The sequence below is a fragment of the Citrobacter sp. MNAZ 1397 genome, from assembly GCF_023613995.1.
Classification (GTDB): domain Bacteria; phylum Pseudomonadota; class Gammaproteobacteria; order Enterobacterales; family Enterobacteriaceae; genus Phytobacter; species Phytobacter ursingii.
Window position 1 is genome coordinate 159,786 of the sequence record NZ_JAKIVH010000001.1, and the last position, 13,023, is coordinate 172,808.

At 55.5% G+C, this 13,023-nt stretch carries 13 protein-coding genes; 6 read left to right on the forward strand and 7 right to left on the reverse strand.

Features of this window, described 5'->3' with window-relative positions; translation table 11 throughout:
- Window positions 1-9: 9 nt before the first annotated feature.
- From L2097_RS00695 to L2097_RS00715, 5 genes are all read right to left on the reverse strand, one after another.
- Window positions 10-957 (reverse strand): respiratory chain complex I subunit 1 family protein, encoded by a 948-nt coding sequence (locus L2097_RS00695; protein ID WP_047369325.1) that lies wholly within the window; start codon window positions 955-957, stop codon window positions 10-12.
- 13 nt (window positions 958-970) lie between these two features.
- Window positions 971-2,992 carry a hydrogenase 4 subunit B gene (gene hyfB / locus L2097_RS00700; protein ID WP_250351936.1) on the reverse strand — a complete coding sequence of 674 codons (2,022 nt, stop codon included), beginning with the start codon at window positions 2,990-2,992 and terminating at the stop codon, window positions 971-973.
- Window positions 2,992-3,612 (reverse strand): 4Fe-4S dicluster domain-containing protein, encoded by a 621-nt coding sequence (locus L2097_RS00705; RefSeq protein WP_250351937.1) that lies wholly within the window; start codon window positions 3,610-3,612, stop codon window positions 2,992-2,994. The genes hyfB and L2097_RS00705 overlap by 1 nt, the downstream gene beginning before the upstream one ends.
- Before the next feature lie 292 nt (window positions 3,613-3,904).
- Window positions 3,905-4,375, reverse strand: coding sequence for a thioredoxin-dependent thiol peroxidase (bcp, locus tag L2097_RS00710; protein ID WP_047369328.1), 471 nt, complete (start codon window positions 4,373-4,375; stop codon window positions 3,905-3,907).
- Window positions 4,375-4,947: a glycine cleavage system transcriptional repressor gene (locus L2097_RS00715; RefSeq protein ID WP_197687997.1), complete on the reverse strand. Its 573-nt coding sequence runs from the start codon at window positions 4,945-4,947 to the stop codon at window positions 4,375-4,377. The genes bcp and L2097_RS00715 overlap by 1 nt, the downstream gene beginning before the upstream one ends.
- Before the next feature lie 145 nt (window positions 4,948-5,092).
- Here L2097_RS00715 and dapA point away from each other — a divergent pair, with 145 nt between their 5' ends.
- From dapA to ypfH, 6 genes are all read left to right on the forward strand, one after another.
- A complete protein-coding gene (gene dapA, locus L2097_RS00720; protein ID WP_047369329.1) occupies window positions 5,093-5,971 on the forward strand; it encodes a 4-hydroxy-tetrahydrodipicolinate synthase in 879 nt (292 codons plus the stop codon).
- A gap of 16 nt (window positions 5,972-5,987) precedes the next feature.
- Window positions 5,988-7,022, forward strand: a complete 1,035-nt coding sequence (bamC, locus tag L2097_RS00725) for an outer membrane protein assembly factor BamC (RefSeq protein ID WP_047369330.1) — start codon at window positions 5,988-5,990, stop codon at window positions 7,020-7,022.
- A gap of 108 nt (window positions 7,023-7,130) precedes the next feature.
- Entirely contained in the window at window positions 7,131-7,844 is a 714-nt protein-coding gene (gene purC / locus L2097_RS00730) for a phosphoribosylaminoimidazolesuccinocarboxamide synthase (protein ID WP_047369331.1), read from the forward strand.
- A 123-nt stretch (window positions 7,845-7,967) separates the two neighbouring features.
- Window positions 7,968-8,831, forward strand: a complete 864-nt coding sequence (gene ypfJ, locus L2097_RS00735) for a KPN_02809 family neutral zinc metallopeptidase (RefSeq protein ID WP_250351938.1) — start codon at window positions 7,968-7,970, stop codon at window positions 8,829-8,831.
- Window positions 8,832-8,853: 22 nt separating this feature from the next.
- The gene (locus tag L2097_RS00740; RefSeq protein WP_250351939.1) at window positions 8,854-10,863 is read left to right on the forward strand and encodes a tRNA(Met) cytidine acetyltransferase TmcA; all 2,010 of its coding nucleotides are present in this window, start codon (window positions 8,854-8,856) and stop codon (window positions 10,861-10,863) included.
- 77 nt (window positions 10,864-10,940) lie between these two features.
- Window positions 10,941-11,636 carry an esterase gene (gene ypfH / locus L2097_RS00745; RefSeq protein ID WP_047369334.1) on the forward strand — a complete coding sequence of 232 codons (696 nt, stop codon included), beginning with the start codon at window positions 10,941-10,943 and terminating at the stop codon, window positions 11,634-11,636.
- A gap of 46 nt (window positions 11,637-11,682) precedes the next feature.
- Here ypfH and L2097_RS00750 read toward each other — a convergent pair whose 3' ends face one another.
- Window positions 11,683-11,880, reverse strand: a complete 198-nt coding sequence (locus L2097_RS00750; protein WP_047369335.1) for a YpfN family protein — start codon at window positions 11,878-11,880, stop codon at window positions 11,683-11,685.
- Between the two features lie 13 nt (window positions 11,881-11,893).
- Complete coding sequence (gene dapE, locus L2097_RS00755) at window positions 11,894-13,021, reverse strand: succinyl-diaminopimelate desuccinylase (protein ID WP_047369336.1); 1,128 nt, start codon at window positions 13,019-13,021, stop codon at window positions 11,894-11,896.
- Between the last annotated feature and the right edge of the window lie 2 nt (window positions 13,022-13,023).

Genomic DNA, 13,023 nt, shown 5'->3' on the forward strand with positions numbered 1-13,023 from the left:
CAGCGCTCCTTACAGACCGGTTAACCAAAGAACATATGACAGCGCGGCGAGACTAAAACCGAGCCAGGTAAGGTGGTGCGTCAGTAAAAACCGTCCGCGAGCGAGCGAGTTTTCCACCACCGACGCAATAACAAACACCACCAGTAATTTGACCAGCGTGATGACCAGCGAGAGCAGCAGGGCCCCGATAGTCAGTGAGCCGGCATTGCCGAACGGGAAGAAGAGCGCCAGGAACAGCGAGGCCATCACCACCTGTTTCAGGCCGATCCCCCATTTCACCAGCGCCAGTCCTGCTCCGGAGTATTCGGTCAACGGCCCTTCCTGTAGCTCTTGCTCCGCCTCTGCCACGTCGAAGGGGATTTTGCCCATCTCAATAAAACAGGCGAATCCGCAGGCGAGCATCGCCAGCAGCGTGGCAACAGGGGAGACCCAACCGGTCGCCAGCGTGGTGCTGATTGCGCCGATGTTGGTCGACCCTGCCAGCAGCGCCAGTACCAGCAGCGAGAGAATCAGCATCGGTTCCACCAGAATGCCGAGGGTCAGTTCGCGGCTGGCGCCAATACCGGAAAACGGACTGCCGGTATCAAGGCCGGAGAGGGCAAAGAAGAAGCGGAATAATGCGAACAGGTAAATCAGGGTGATCAAGTCGCCCGCACCGGCGAAAGGCGAGGTACGCACAAACAGCGGTAATGTCATTGCCACCACCAGCATGCTGCTCAGCAGCACCCAGGGCATGACGCGGAACATCATGCCGGATGAGGCCGGAGCCACCTCCTGGCGCTTAAGCAATTTTTGCAGATCGCGGTAGTCCTGTAAGATGCCAGGACCCTGGCGAGAGTGCATCCGTGCGCGAATCTGCCGGGAGATCCCGGTAAATAATGGCGTTAATGCCAGCAGAAACGCCGCCTGGCAGAGGGCAAACAGACCCAGTGACCAGTCAGGGGTTGGTTGTATCATCTTCTCTCCCTCCTTAGACGGCGATAGTCAGTAGCAGGATCACCAGCGCGGCGATCACATACAGACAATAGAGACGGAAATCGCCGCTTTGCAGATACTGCACCGCACGGGCAATGCGTTTGGTTATCCCGACCAGCGGCAGGATGATTTTGTCGTCCCAGAACGGCTCTGTGCGGGTCGCCGCAACAGTTACGCCGCCCAGGCTGCGCTGTAGCGGCTGGGCAGGATCGAGTTGTTTACGCATGCGATACAGTGGGCCAAATACCACCCGCAGGGGCTGTGTAAAGCTTCCGGCAGACGGTGCCATGCCTTTTTCCCAGGCATAGCCGCATGCCCACGCATCGCCGGTGCGGCGGAAGTTGCCGCGGGTGTGCCGATTGATGTACCAGAACAGGCCCGGCAGCACGGGCATCGCGATAAGCAGCAGGAAGACCACTGAAGGTGTCAGCACTGCCTGCTGCGCATCCCCTGGCATCAGCGTTGCGCCTTGCGCCACGGCCAGCGTTTCCTGAGAGGAAAGCGACTGGGCAATGTGCAGCAGATGTGGCGCAACGAGATTCGCCCCGACACCTGCCAGTATGCAGAAGAGCGCCAGCAGACCCATGGCAATCACCATTGGCCAGGGAACTTCCCGGGCATGGTCGGCTTTTTCGCTACGCGCGTTACCGCAGAAACTCACACCGTAGACTTTGACGAAGCACATCGCGGCCAGCGCGCCAGTGATAGCCAGCATAACGATGGCGATGGGGCCTGCCAGTCGGGGAATAATGGCATCCACGCGGGTGAGGGAGAACAGAGACTGGTAGGTATACCATTCACTGATAAAGCCATTGAGCGGTGGCATGGCGGAAATCGCCAGACAGCCAATCAGGAACGTACCAGCCGTCCACGGCATCCGTTTGGCCAGCGCGCCCATCTTTTCCATATCCCGTGTGTGCAGACGGAAGATAATCGCTCCGGCGCCCAGGAAGAGAAGCCCTTTAAACAGCGCGTGGTTGAGCAGATGGAACAAGGCGCCGAGCAGACCCATGGCGGCGATAACCGGATGATGGAGCGCAATGCCTGCCATACCGACACCCACCCCCATCAAAATGATGCCAATGTTTTCAACGGTGTGCCAGGCAAGCAGGCGTTTAATGTCATGCTCTGCCAGCGCATAGAGAACACCCAGCACCGACGAGACAGCACCAAAAGCCAGTACCACCACACCCCACCACAGCGGAGTACCGCTATGCCCGAGCAGGTCGATACCGACTTTGATAATCCCGAAGATACCGATTTTGACCATCACGCCCGACATTAATGCCGACGCGTGTGACGGCGCTGCCGGGTGCGCGCGCGGCAACCAGCTATGCAATGGCAGCATCCCCGCTTTGGCGCCAAAGCCGAAGAACGCCAGCAGGAAGACGGCGGAGGCAACGCCCGGTGACAGCGACAGTTCGCGGAAGCTGGAGAAATCCAGACTGCCGCTTTGACGCCACATCAGGAAGAAGGCAACCATGATCAGTACCGAACCGGCGTGGGCGATAAAAAAGTAGAGCAGGCCGGCGTGAATGGATTCGTCGTCCTGATCGGTGATGACCAAAAACCAGGAGGCCAGCGACATCATTTCAAACAGCACGATGAACCAGAATGCGTTGTCCATCACCACCAGGCCGACCATCGATGCGATGAACAGGTTCATAAAGAAGCCCATCGCGCCGACACCTTTGCCGACATACTCACGCACATAGGAGAGTGAGTAGAGGCCGCAGACGGTCACCAGCAGGGAAATCACCAGCACCATAAAGGCGGCGAGGCTGTCCATGCGTACAATAAAGTGGGCAAACGCGAAGGGGCCGATGGCCTGCCAGTGCAGCGTTTCCGTACCTGTTAACGCGGTGACGGCACTCGCCAGACCCAGTAACCCGCCGGCCATCGCCGACAGACCGGCGACCTTAATCGCCAGTTCCTCCTGACGGGCCAGTAACAGTGACGCGACGCCGCCAGCGACATATAACAAGATTGACCACATCAATAATTGCAGGGCATCCATTAGCGTTGCTCCGGCGTAGGTGAAGAAGAGTCGAAGGTCATGTCCGTCGTGTTGAGCGCGGCCAGCAGCCTGCGTGCTTTCAACTGTTTATTGATTGCGTCTTCCTGCACCAGATGCAGCGCATGTGTCGGACAGGATCTGACGCAGGCGGGGCCTTCCGGCAGGAAGTGACAGAGGTCGCATTTGACGGCGATGGTCTGAACACCCGCGTTCCAGCGTAAAAACGGCTGCATGGTTTGCGGACTGGCAGGAACATCCCGGAGTTGTTCTTCCGGAACAAAGTTTTCGTAGCGTGCAGGCGTATTGACCGGGCGGCTGCCTGACGGGGTAATCGCACCGAACGGACAGACCAGACCACAGAGTTTGCAGCCGATACAGAGCGTTTCGTTGAGATAGACCGCGTCATCCTTAAAGGAAATCGCGTTCACCGGGCAAACCTGTTTGCAGGGGGCATCGTCACAGTGTCGGCACATGACCGGCGCAGTTTTGGTGTCCGTCTTAACCAGCGTTAATCGGGGGTGAGACTGCAACCCTTCAATCTTATGAACATCCGAACACGCGGCAAGGCAGGTATTGCATCCTATACACCACTCGGGATTTGCAATCACAAAGCGGTTCATGTCGGCTCCTTGAGAAGAAAGCGAGAAAATCGTTGAGCCTTCTTAAGCACAAGTCATGCCAAATGTTAAAGTGTATATTTATCAGATGGTTATTATGATTTCAGGCGGAGAGCCAACAAAAGTGATGGTCAGGGTTGAACGAGAAGTAACCGTTGTCGGCACTAGTGTCGAGATGATTGATAAAGTGTGATCAACTTCAAATAATTGGCCGGGAGAGAAAATGCGAAATGCAGGAAAAAAGGGCGGCCGTAGACGGAACGCCCGGAAGAGTGGTGACGCAATATGAGCCCGCTCAGGCGTTCTCTTTCAGCCAGTTGAGCACGATGTCGTGATGATTGCTGGTTTTGAAATCATCAAAAACATGCTCGACTTTGCCATCTGCGTCGACAAGGAAACTAATGCGGTGAATGCCGTCGTAGGTTTTGCCCATAAAGGACTTCTCACCCCAGACGCCAAACTGCTCGCAAATTTGGTGATCTTCATCGGACAGCAGCGTGAAGTTCAGCAGCTCTTTTTCGGCGAAACGGGAAAGTTTTTCCGGTTTGTCAGTGCTGATACCCAATACTTCTACGCCCGCTTTCTTCAAATCATCCATGTTATCGCGCAGGCCGCATGCCTGTACGGTACAGCCTGGCGTCATCGCTTTCGGGTAGAAATACACCAGAACACGCTGTCCCTGGAAGTCGGCCAAATTTACTTGTTCTCCGTCTTGATCCGGCAAGCTAAATTTCGGTGCGATATCACCGGCTTTCAGTGGATTCATTACTTAACTCCATCCTGTTCATCATGCTGTGAATAGTTGACCACGTTTATACTGCCTTGTGCATTCAATTCTGTACATAGGGCTTTGAATGCCTGGTCAATGTTTGATGCGTCCTGCGACGCAGGACTGTGAGCGGTTATCTGAATAAAAAGCTGCGCGGCCCTGGTGGCGTCGCCCGGTTGTGTGCGGGAGACCAGCTCAGCGATATTCATCTGAAAGGTGTCAAACAAGGCAGTAAAACGCTCAATCAGATGCGGAGAGTCAGGGACTTCAACCTGAACCCAGACAGTGGCAGGCATGGCAGGGCGGGGACGGGCGGCGGTACGCTTCATCACGATCAATAAATCCAGCTCCGCGCCTTTAAGCGGCAATGTTGATTCAATCAGCGTAATGGCATTCCATGAGCCGGAGAGCAGCATAATAAACGTGAACTCTTCTCCCAGCATGGCCAGACGACTGTCTTCAATATTGCAACCGCAACTGCTGACGTGGCGCGTGATGGTATTTACGATACCCGGCCTGTCGGCGCCCAGCGCAGTAATAACCAGAAAATGTTGTGATGAGGCAGTCAAACCTGTGCTTCCTGTCAAACCAGAGATAATCATAAGGAAAGCATAAAAAAAACCGGCATACAACCGCCGGAACGCCTCACGTCACTTGCTTTTATTACAGCACCACACGTACCATTGAGATTCTTGTTTGCACAGAGGATGGCCCATGTTCACGGGAAGTATAGTCGCGCTTGTTACGCCAATGGATGATAACGGTAAAGTCTGTCGGCCAAGCCTGAAAAAACTGATTGATTACCATGTCGCCAGTGGAACATCGGCGATTGTTTCTGTAGGAACGACCGGGGAATCCGCCACGCTCAGCCATGAAGAGCATGGGGATGTGGTGATGATGACGCTGGAACTGGCTGACGGGCGTATTCCTGTCATCGCAGGGACTGGCGCAAACGCCACCGCGGAGGCCATCAGCCTGACGCAACGTTTCAATAACAGCGGCGTTGTGGGCTGTCTGACAGTAACCCCTTATTACAACCGTCCGACACAGGAAGGCCTGTTCCAGCATTTCAAAGCCATCGCTGGACACACCGATCTGCCCCAGATTCTGTATAATGTGCCATCGCGCACCGGCTGCGATTTGCTGCCAGAAACCGTGGGTCGTCTGGCGGAAATCAAAAATATTATCGGTATTAAAGAAGCAACCGGGAACTTAAGTCGCGTTCATCAGATCAAAGAGCTGGTTTCAGATGACTTTCTGCTGCTCAGCGGCGACGATGCAACCGCGATGGACTTTATGCAACTCGGTGGTCACGGCGTTATTTCCGTTACCTCGAACGTGGCGGCACGTGACATGGCCGACATGTGCAAACTGGCAGCGGAAGGGCAGTTCGCCGAAGCGCGTGTAATCAACAAGCGCCTGATGCCGTTACATAACAAACTATTTGTCGAACCCAATCCTATCCCGGTGAAATGGGCATGTAAGGAGTTGGGGCTTGTGGCAACCGATACGCTGCGCCTGCCGATGACACCGATCACCGATCACGGTCGTGAAGTGGTTCGCTCTGCGCTTAAGCATGCCGGATTGCTGTAAAGTTTAGGGAGATTTGATGGCTTACTCAGTACAGAAGTCGCGCCTGGCGAAGGTGGCGGGAGTTTCATTTGTGATGTTACTCGCTGCCTGCAGTTCGGATTCACGCTACAAACGTCAGGTCAGCGGTGACGAGTCCTATCTGGATGCCGCGCCGCTTGCGGAACTTCATGCGCCTGCTGGCATGATCCTGCCGGTGCAGAATGGCGAATATAACATTCCTGCCACTAACGGCAGTGGTGCTGTGGGTAAAGAGCTGGATATTCGTCCGCCGGCGCAGCCGCTGGCTCTGGTAACGGGTGCGCGCACTCAGTTTACTGGCGATACGGCAACCCTGATGGTTGAAAATGGCCGCAACACAAACCTGTGGCCTCAGGTTGTCAGCATTATCCAGGCGAAAAACTACGCCATCGCGAAGCGTGACGACGCCAGTCAGACATTAATGACCGACTGGGTTGACTGGAACCGCCTCGATGAAGATCAGCAGTATCGTGGGCGTTATCAAATCTCGGTGAAACCGCAGGGTTATCAGCAGGCGGTGACCGTTAAACTCGTCAATCTGGAGCAGGCGGGTAAGCCGGTCGCGGATAGCGCATCGTTACAGCGCTACAGTACGGAAATGCTGAACGTTATCTCCCAGAGTCTGGATAAAACATCCACTGACGCCCAGGCTGCCGCCGAAAACCGCAGCGTGAAGTCGCTTGATGTTCAGTCTGGCGCGGATGATACCGGTCTGCCGATGCTGGTGGTACGTGGCCCGTTCAACGTCGTATGGCAGCGTCTGCCGACAGTGCTGGAAAAAGTGGGCATGAAAGTGACCGACAGCACCCGTTCTACCGGTAGCGTTGCGGTAACCTATAAACCGCTATCCGATAGCGCATGGCGCGATCTGGGCGCACGTGACCCAGGCCTGGCGTCTGGCGACTATAAACTGCAGGTAGGCGATTTAGATAACCGCAGTAGCCTCCAGTTTATCGACCCGAAAGGTCATACGTTAACGCAGTCGCAAAACGACGCACTGGTGTCAGCGTTCGAGGCCGCGTTTAACAAGTAAGAATAAGGGCCGGATATCTCCGGCCTTTTTTTATTTGGCTGACGCAAACGTGTGCGTCGGTGTAAAATAGCTTTTTTTAGTTAAATCATCACACCTGGAGTGACAAAGATGCAAAAGCAAGCTGAGTTGTATCGTGGCAAAGCGAAGACCGTATACAGCACGGAAAACCCGGACCTGTTGGTGCTCGAATTCCGCAATGATACGTCAGCAGGGGACGGCGCGCGTATTGAGCAGTTCGAGCGTAAAGGCATGGTTAACAACAAATTCAACCATTTCATTATGAGCAAACTGGCAGAAGCGGGTATCCCGACTCAGATGGAAGCGTTGTTGTCCGATACCGAATGCCTGGTTAAAAAGCTGGACATGGTACCGGTAGAGTGTGTGGTGCGTAACCGTGCTGCGGGTTCACTGGTGAAACGTTTAGGGATTGAAGAGGGTATCGAGCTGAACCCGCCGTTGTTCGATCTGTTCCTGAAAAACGATGCCATGCATGACCCGATGGTGAACGAATCCTACTGTGAAACGTTTGGCTGGGTGAGCAAAGAGAACCTGGCGCGCATGAAAGAGCTGACTTACAAAGCGAACGATGTTCTGAAAAAACTGTTTGATGACGCAGGCCTTATCCTGGTTGACTTCAAACTGGAGTTTGGTCTGTTCAAAGGCGAAGTGGTTCTGGGCGATGAATTCTCTCCGGACGGTAGCCGTCTGTGGGATAAAGAAACGCTGGCAAAAATGGATAAAGACCGTTTCCGTCAGAGCCTCGGCGGCGTGATTGAAGCGTATGAAGCCGTTGCCCATCGTCTGGGCGTTAAGCTCGACTAAGCGATAATATGCTGAAAACCAGAGGATGCGCGCATCCTCTGGTTCCCTGCCTCTTTTTTCTTATGGTAATCCTCCCCGCAACCGCCTACGATCATTATTAATACGTTAGATAATGAGGTGGTTATGCGCTGGCAAGGGCGTCGTGAAAGCAACAATATTGAAGACCGACGTGATGAATCGGGCGGACCCGTTATCCAGGGGCCTGGTTTCCGCCTGCCGGGCGGCAAGGGTGGCATTATTCTGCTGGTGATTGTCATTTTCGCCAGTTACTACGGCGTGGATTTAACGGGCCTTATTACCGGGGAACCGGTGAATAACAGTTCTCAGCAGCGCATCATCACCCCGCAAGAAGATGAAGCGGCAAAATTCACCAGCGTTATCTTCGCGACGACCGAAGATACCTGGGGGCAGCTTTTCGAAAAGATGGGGCGCCATTATCAGCAACCCAAACTGGTCATGTACCGTAACCGAATTACAACTGGCTGCGGTACGGGGCAATCCGTCATGGGGCCGTTTTATTGTCCTGCCGACAGTAAAGTCTATATTGATCTCTCCTTTTATGACGACATGAAGCACAAGCTCGGGGCGAACGGTGATTTCGCCCAGGGGTATGTCATTGCTCATGAAGTCGGACATCACGTGCAAAAATTACTCGGCACCGAGGCTAAAGTACGCCAGCTCCAGCAAAACGCCACGCAAACCGAGGCCAATGCGCTGTCGGTACGTCTGGAATTGCAGGCTGATTGCTACGCCGGGGTCTGGGGACACAGCATGGAACAACAAGGCGTGTTAGATGCAGGCGATCTTGAAGAGGCGCTGAATGCTGCGACCGCAATGGGCGACGATCGTTTGCAGAAACGCAGCCAGGGGCTGGTTATCCCCGACACGTTCACCCATGGTACCTCCGAACAGCGCTATAACTGGTTTAAACGCGGTATGGACAGCGGCGAACCGGCGCAGTGCGATACGTTTAGCGGCACGCTGTGATGCCAGACGCCAGGTTATGTGAATGTCATTAGCCGCATTATGCGCCCGGATGGCAGATGAAGGGATTCGCCGTTTGCTGGTTATCGCGGATGACGATGAAGTGTCTGCGCGACAGGCGAATGACCTTCGCTCCTCATTGCCCGGCGACTGGCTGTGGGTGGGGGAAACAACCGACTGGCCTCTCCACTGCGCGCCGCGCGCGCTCACCACGTTGCTTGGCCGCGAATTCACGCATGCCGTGCTGGACGCGCGTTACGGTTTTGATGTCGCCGCGCTGGCGGCGCTCAGCGGTACGCTGAAACCAGGCAGTTTTCTGGTGCTGCTGACGCCACCGCTTACCGAGTGGGCGCAACGGCCTGATAAGGACAGTTGTCGCTGGAGTGATACCGCCGAGCCGATTGCCACACCGCGCTTTGTCGAACACTTTTGTCGGGCGCTGCAACAAGACGAAAACGTCATTCTCTGGTCACGCTCGTTTCAATTCCCTCTGCCTGCATTTACTGCGCGCCCTGCCTGGCATGCAGCAACAGGCGCGCCCGAACGCGAACAGGCTGAGGTTCTGGCTGAACTCGCCGACATGCCGCCGGGCGTTATGGTGGTGACGGCACCTCGCGGGCGAGGCAAATCGGCGCTGGCGGGCATGCATATTGCGCGTCTGGCAACGACGGCCACGGTGACTGCGCCGGGGCGTGCCGCAACGGATGTGCTTGCCCACTATGCCGGGGAGATTAATTTCGTCGCTCCGGATGCGTTACGAGCGCGTGTTGCGCAGGGGGAACCGTTGTCGGACTGGCTTATCGTTGATGAGGCGGCGGCCATTCCGGGACCATTGCTGGCGACGCTCGTGTCGGCGTTTCGTTATGTCCTGCTAACCACCACGGTGCAGGGCTACGAAGGGACCGGGCAGGGCTTCTTACTGAAATTCTGTGCCGGTTTTCCTCATCTCATCCACCGCCAGTTGCATACGCCATTGCGCTGGGCCGAGGGCTGCCCGCTGGAAGCGTTTATCAGCACGGTGCTGTTGTTTGACGATGCGTCGGCGCTGGAGCAACCGGCGGGTGAGGCGACTATCCTGCCGCTCCAGGCATCGGCGTGGTCCACACAACCGGCGCTTCCCGCCGCGCTGTATCGGTTGCTTGCCAGCGCCCATTACCGCACCTCACCGCTGGATTTGCGCCGGATGATGGACGCGCCAGGGCAATATTTCTGGCTGACGAAAACCCCTGATGCATTACTGGCAGCGCTCTGGCTGGTGGAAGAGGGGGGATTGTCCGCCGGACTCAGCCAGGCGGTCTGGGCGGGATTTCGTCGTCCTCGCGGTAATCTGGTGGCGCAGTCGCTGGCCGCCCACGGCGGCAGCCCGCTTGCGGCGACGTTGCGCGCTTTACGCGTCAGTCGCATTGCGGTCCATCCGTCACGTCAGCGGGAAGGGCTGGGACAGGCTTTAATTGCACATACGCGTAACCATATAGCGGGTTGCGATTATCTCTCGGTCAGTTTCGGCTATACGGCAGATCTGTGGCGCTTCTGGCAGCGATGCGGGTTCCATCTGGTCAGACTCGGTAGCCACCGGGAGGCGAGCAGTGGCTGCTATACCGCCATGGCGATACTGCCGCTGACGGCAGCAGGGCAGGCGCTGGCCGACAATGAGCAGCGCAGGCTGGCGCGAGATTTATCCTGGCTTGATGCATGGAAAGAGGAAACGTTGCCCCTGACTCTTAATCCAGAGACTACCCTTAATGATGATGACTGGCAGGAACTGGCCGGGTTTGCCTTTGCCCATCGCCCGCTTTCTTCGGCAGCAGGAGCGTTGCAAAGATTGTTGATGCAGGTTGATTTACCCCTCAGCGCATTACGTATGCAGCTTACCGGGAAGCGGAGTGAGGCAGATATCTGTAGCGCGCTGGCGCTTTCCGGGCGTAAAGCGTTACTTGCAACGCAGCGCCAGGAGGCCGCATCGGCATTGTCCTCACTCGACCCCGAACGCATCGTTTTACTGAAAGAGCAGGTGCGGCAACTGCAATTTTTTTAACTAACTCATTCAGTTAAATGGCATGGTGATTATTCTTCCCCGGCGTACACTGCAGGCAACGAATTAAGGAGACCGCCATGAAACATGACCATTTTGTTGTTCAACAACCGGAAAGCGCCGCGAAACAATTATTGCTGTTCTTTCATGGCGTTGGCGATAACCCGGCGAACATGGGGCAGATAGCGAGCTACTTCGCGCCGCTGTTTCCGGAGGCGTTGATTGTCAGCGTCGGGGGGATAGAACCCTGTGGGCCGACCGGACGTCAGTGGTTCTCCGTGCAGGGCGTTACCGAAGAAAATCGCCAGGCGCGTATTGATGCCATCATGCCGGTATTTATTGAAACGGTTCGCTACTGGCAACAGCAAAGCGGCGTTAATGCATTGGCCACGGCCCTGATTGGTTTCTCGCAAGGCTCCATCATGGCGCTGGAAGGTGTGAAAGCGCAGCCCGATTTGGCCTCCCGCGTAATCGCCTTTAATGGACGCTATGCCAGCCTGCCGCAAACGGCCTCGACGGCGTCGACTATCCACCTGATTCACGGTGGTGAAGATCGTGTCATTGATTTGGCGCATGCGGTTGCCGCTCAGGAAGCGTTGCTGCGTGCGGGCGGCGATGTGACGCTCGATATTGTGGAGGATTTGGGGCATGCGATAGACGATCGCAGTTTGCAGTTCGCCCTCGATCACCTGCGTTATACCGTACCGAAGCACTATTTTGATGAAGCGCTGAGTGGCGGGAAACCGGATGATGATGACATTATTGAATTGATCTAATTAAAACGTGCCCGGCGCGCACTGCGGCCGGGCAGATCGGGCAGGGTTACTTTTTCTGGTCTTTCTTCGGCCAGTCGTCCTCGTCATCCCACTTATCGTTAAAATCACGATGCGGTGGAAGGTCGGGTTTGTTGGCGAGAAATTTTTTGTGATCGACACGTTTGAGATCTTTGATCACATTCAGCAGTACGCCGAGTAAAAAAACCAGCACCAGAATCCACCAGTATTTCGCTAGCCAGTCCATGCGTTCCTCCCCGTCAGGCGATGAGTTGTTCCATAATGCGTTGATACATACGAGCGAGCAGCTGTAAATCGGCAGCGTTCACACATTCATTGATTTTATGAATAGTGGCGTTAACCGGCCCCAGTTCCACCACCTGCGCACCCATCCGCGCGATAAAGCGACCATCTGACGTCCCGCCAGTGGTTAACAACTGCGGTTTAATCTCATTATAGTGCTCAACGGCGTTTACCACCGCATCCACCAGCTTGCCCCGACCGGTAAGGAAAGGCTGACCAGAAAGCCACCAGTCAATGGTGTAGCGTAACTGATGCTTCTCCAGCAGTGCGGCAACGCGTTCTTTGATCATCGCGTCGGTAAGCTCGGTGCTAAAGCGGAAATTAAACTGCAGGTAGAGATCGCCCGGAATCACGTTGTTACTGCCAGTGCCTGCCTGAATATTCGCGACCTGCATGCTGGTCGGCGGGAAATATTCATTACCCTGATCCCATTCAATCGCCACCAACTCATTGAGCATTGGCGCTGCGCGGTGTACCGGGTTATCAGCCAGATGCGGATAGGCAACATGGCCCTGCACCCCGTGAATGGTTAAGTTACAGGTCAGTGAACCGCGGCGGCCATTTTTAACCACATCGCCCACCACTTCGGTACTGGAGGGTTCGCCCACCAGGCAGTAGTCCAGGCGTTCGTTGCGCGCCATTAAGGCTTCAACCACTTTCACCGTGCCGTTTGCCGCGCTGGCCTCTTCATCAGAGGTGATGAGAAACGCCAGACGGCCTTTGTGCTTTGGATGAGTCGCAACAAAACGTTCAGCGGCAACAACCATGGCTGCCAGCGAGCCTTTCATGTCGGCCGCGCCGCGACCAAACAGCATGCCATCGCGAATGGTCGGTTCAAACGGCGGGTTGATCCAGCGGTCCGCATCACCGGAAGGCACAACGTCAGTGTGTCCGGCAAAGGCCAGTGTTTCACCTTGTCCTCGCCATGCCCAGAAATTCTGTGTGTCGCCAAAATCCATCGGCTCAATGGTAAAACCGATGGCGCGAAGACGTTCGATCATTAACGCCTGACACCCTGCATCATCGGGGCTCAGAGAAGGGCGACGAATAAGCTGTTGCGTCAGCTCAATAACCGGGCACGACATAA

What these genes read in the sequence shown, in the direction of transcription:
- ypfJ (WP_250351938.1), top strand. Translation starts at nt 7,968, where the DNA reads ATGCGCTGGCAAGGGCGTCGTGAAAGCAACAATATTGAAGACCGACGT.
- dapA (WP_047369329.1), top strand. Translation starts at nt 5,093, where the DNA reads ATGTTCACGGGAAGTATAGTCGCGCTTGTTACGCCAATGGATGATAAC.
- L2097_RS00705 (WP_250351937.1), bottom strand. Translation starts at nt 3,612, where the DNA reads ATGAACCGCTTTGTGATTGCAAATCCCGAGTGGTGTATAGGATGCAAT.
- L2097_RS00740 (WP_250351939.1), top strand. Translation starts at nt 8,854, where the DNA reads ATGTCATTAGCCGCATTATGCGCCCGGATGGCAGATGAAGGGATTCGC.
- L2097_RS00695 (WP_047369325.1), bottom strand. Translation starts at nt 957, where the DNA reads ATGATACAACCAACCCCTGACTGGTCACTGGGTCTGTTTGCCCTCTGC.
- ypfH (WP_047369334.1), top strand. Translation starts at nt 10,941, where the DNA reads ATGAAACATGACCATTTTGTTGTTCAACAACCGGAAAGCGCCGCGAAA.
- hyfB (WP_250351936.1), bottom strand. Translation starts at nt 2,992, where the DNA reads ATGGATGCCCTGCAATTATTGATGTGGTCAATCTTGTTATATGTCGCT.
- bcp (WP_047369328.1), bottom strand. Translation starts at nt 4,375, where the DNA reads ATGAATCCACTGAAAGCCGGTGATATCGCACCGAAATTTAGCTTGCCG.
- bamC (WP_047369330.1), top strand. Translation starts at nt 5,988, where the DNA reads ATGGCTTACTCAGTACAGAAGTCGCGCCTGGCGAAGGTGGCGGGAGTT.
- L2097_RS00750 (WP_047369335.1), bottom strand. Translation starts at nt 11,880, where the DNA reads ATGGACTGGCTAGCGAAATACTGGTGGATTCTGGTGCTGGTTTTTTTA.
- purC (WP_047369331.1), top strand. Translation starts at nt 7,131, where the DNA reads ATGCAAAAGCAAGCTGAGTTGTATCGTGGCAAAGCGAAGACCGTATAC.
- dapE (WP_047369336.1), bottom strand. Translation starts at nt 13,021, where the DNA reads ATGTCGTGCCCGGTTATTGAGCTGACGCAACAGCTTATTCGTCGCCCT.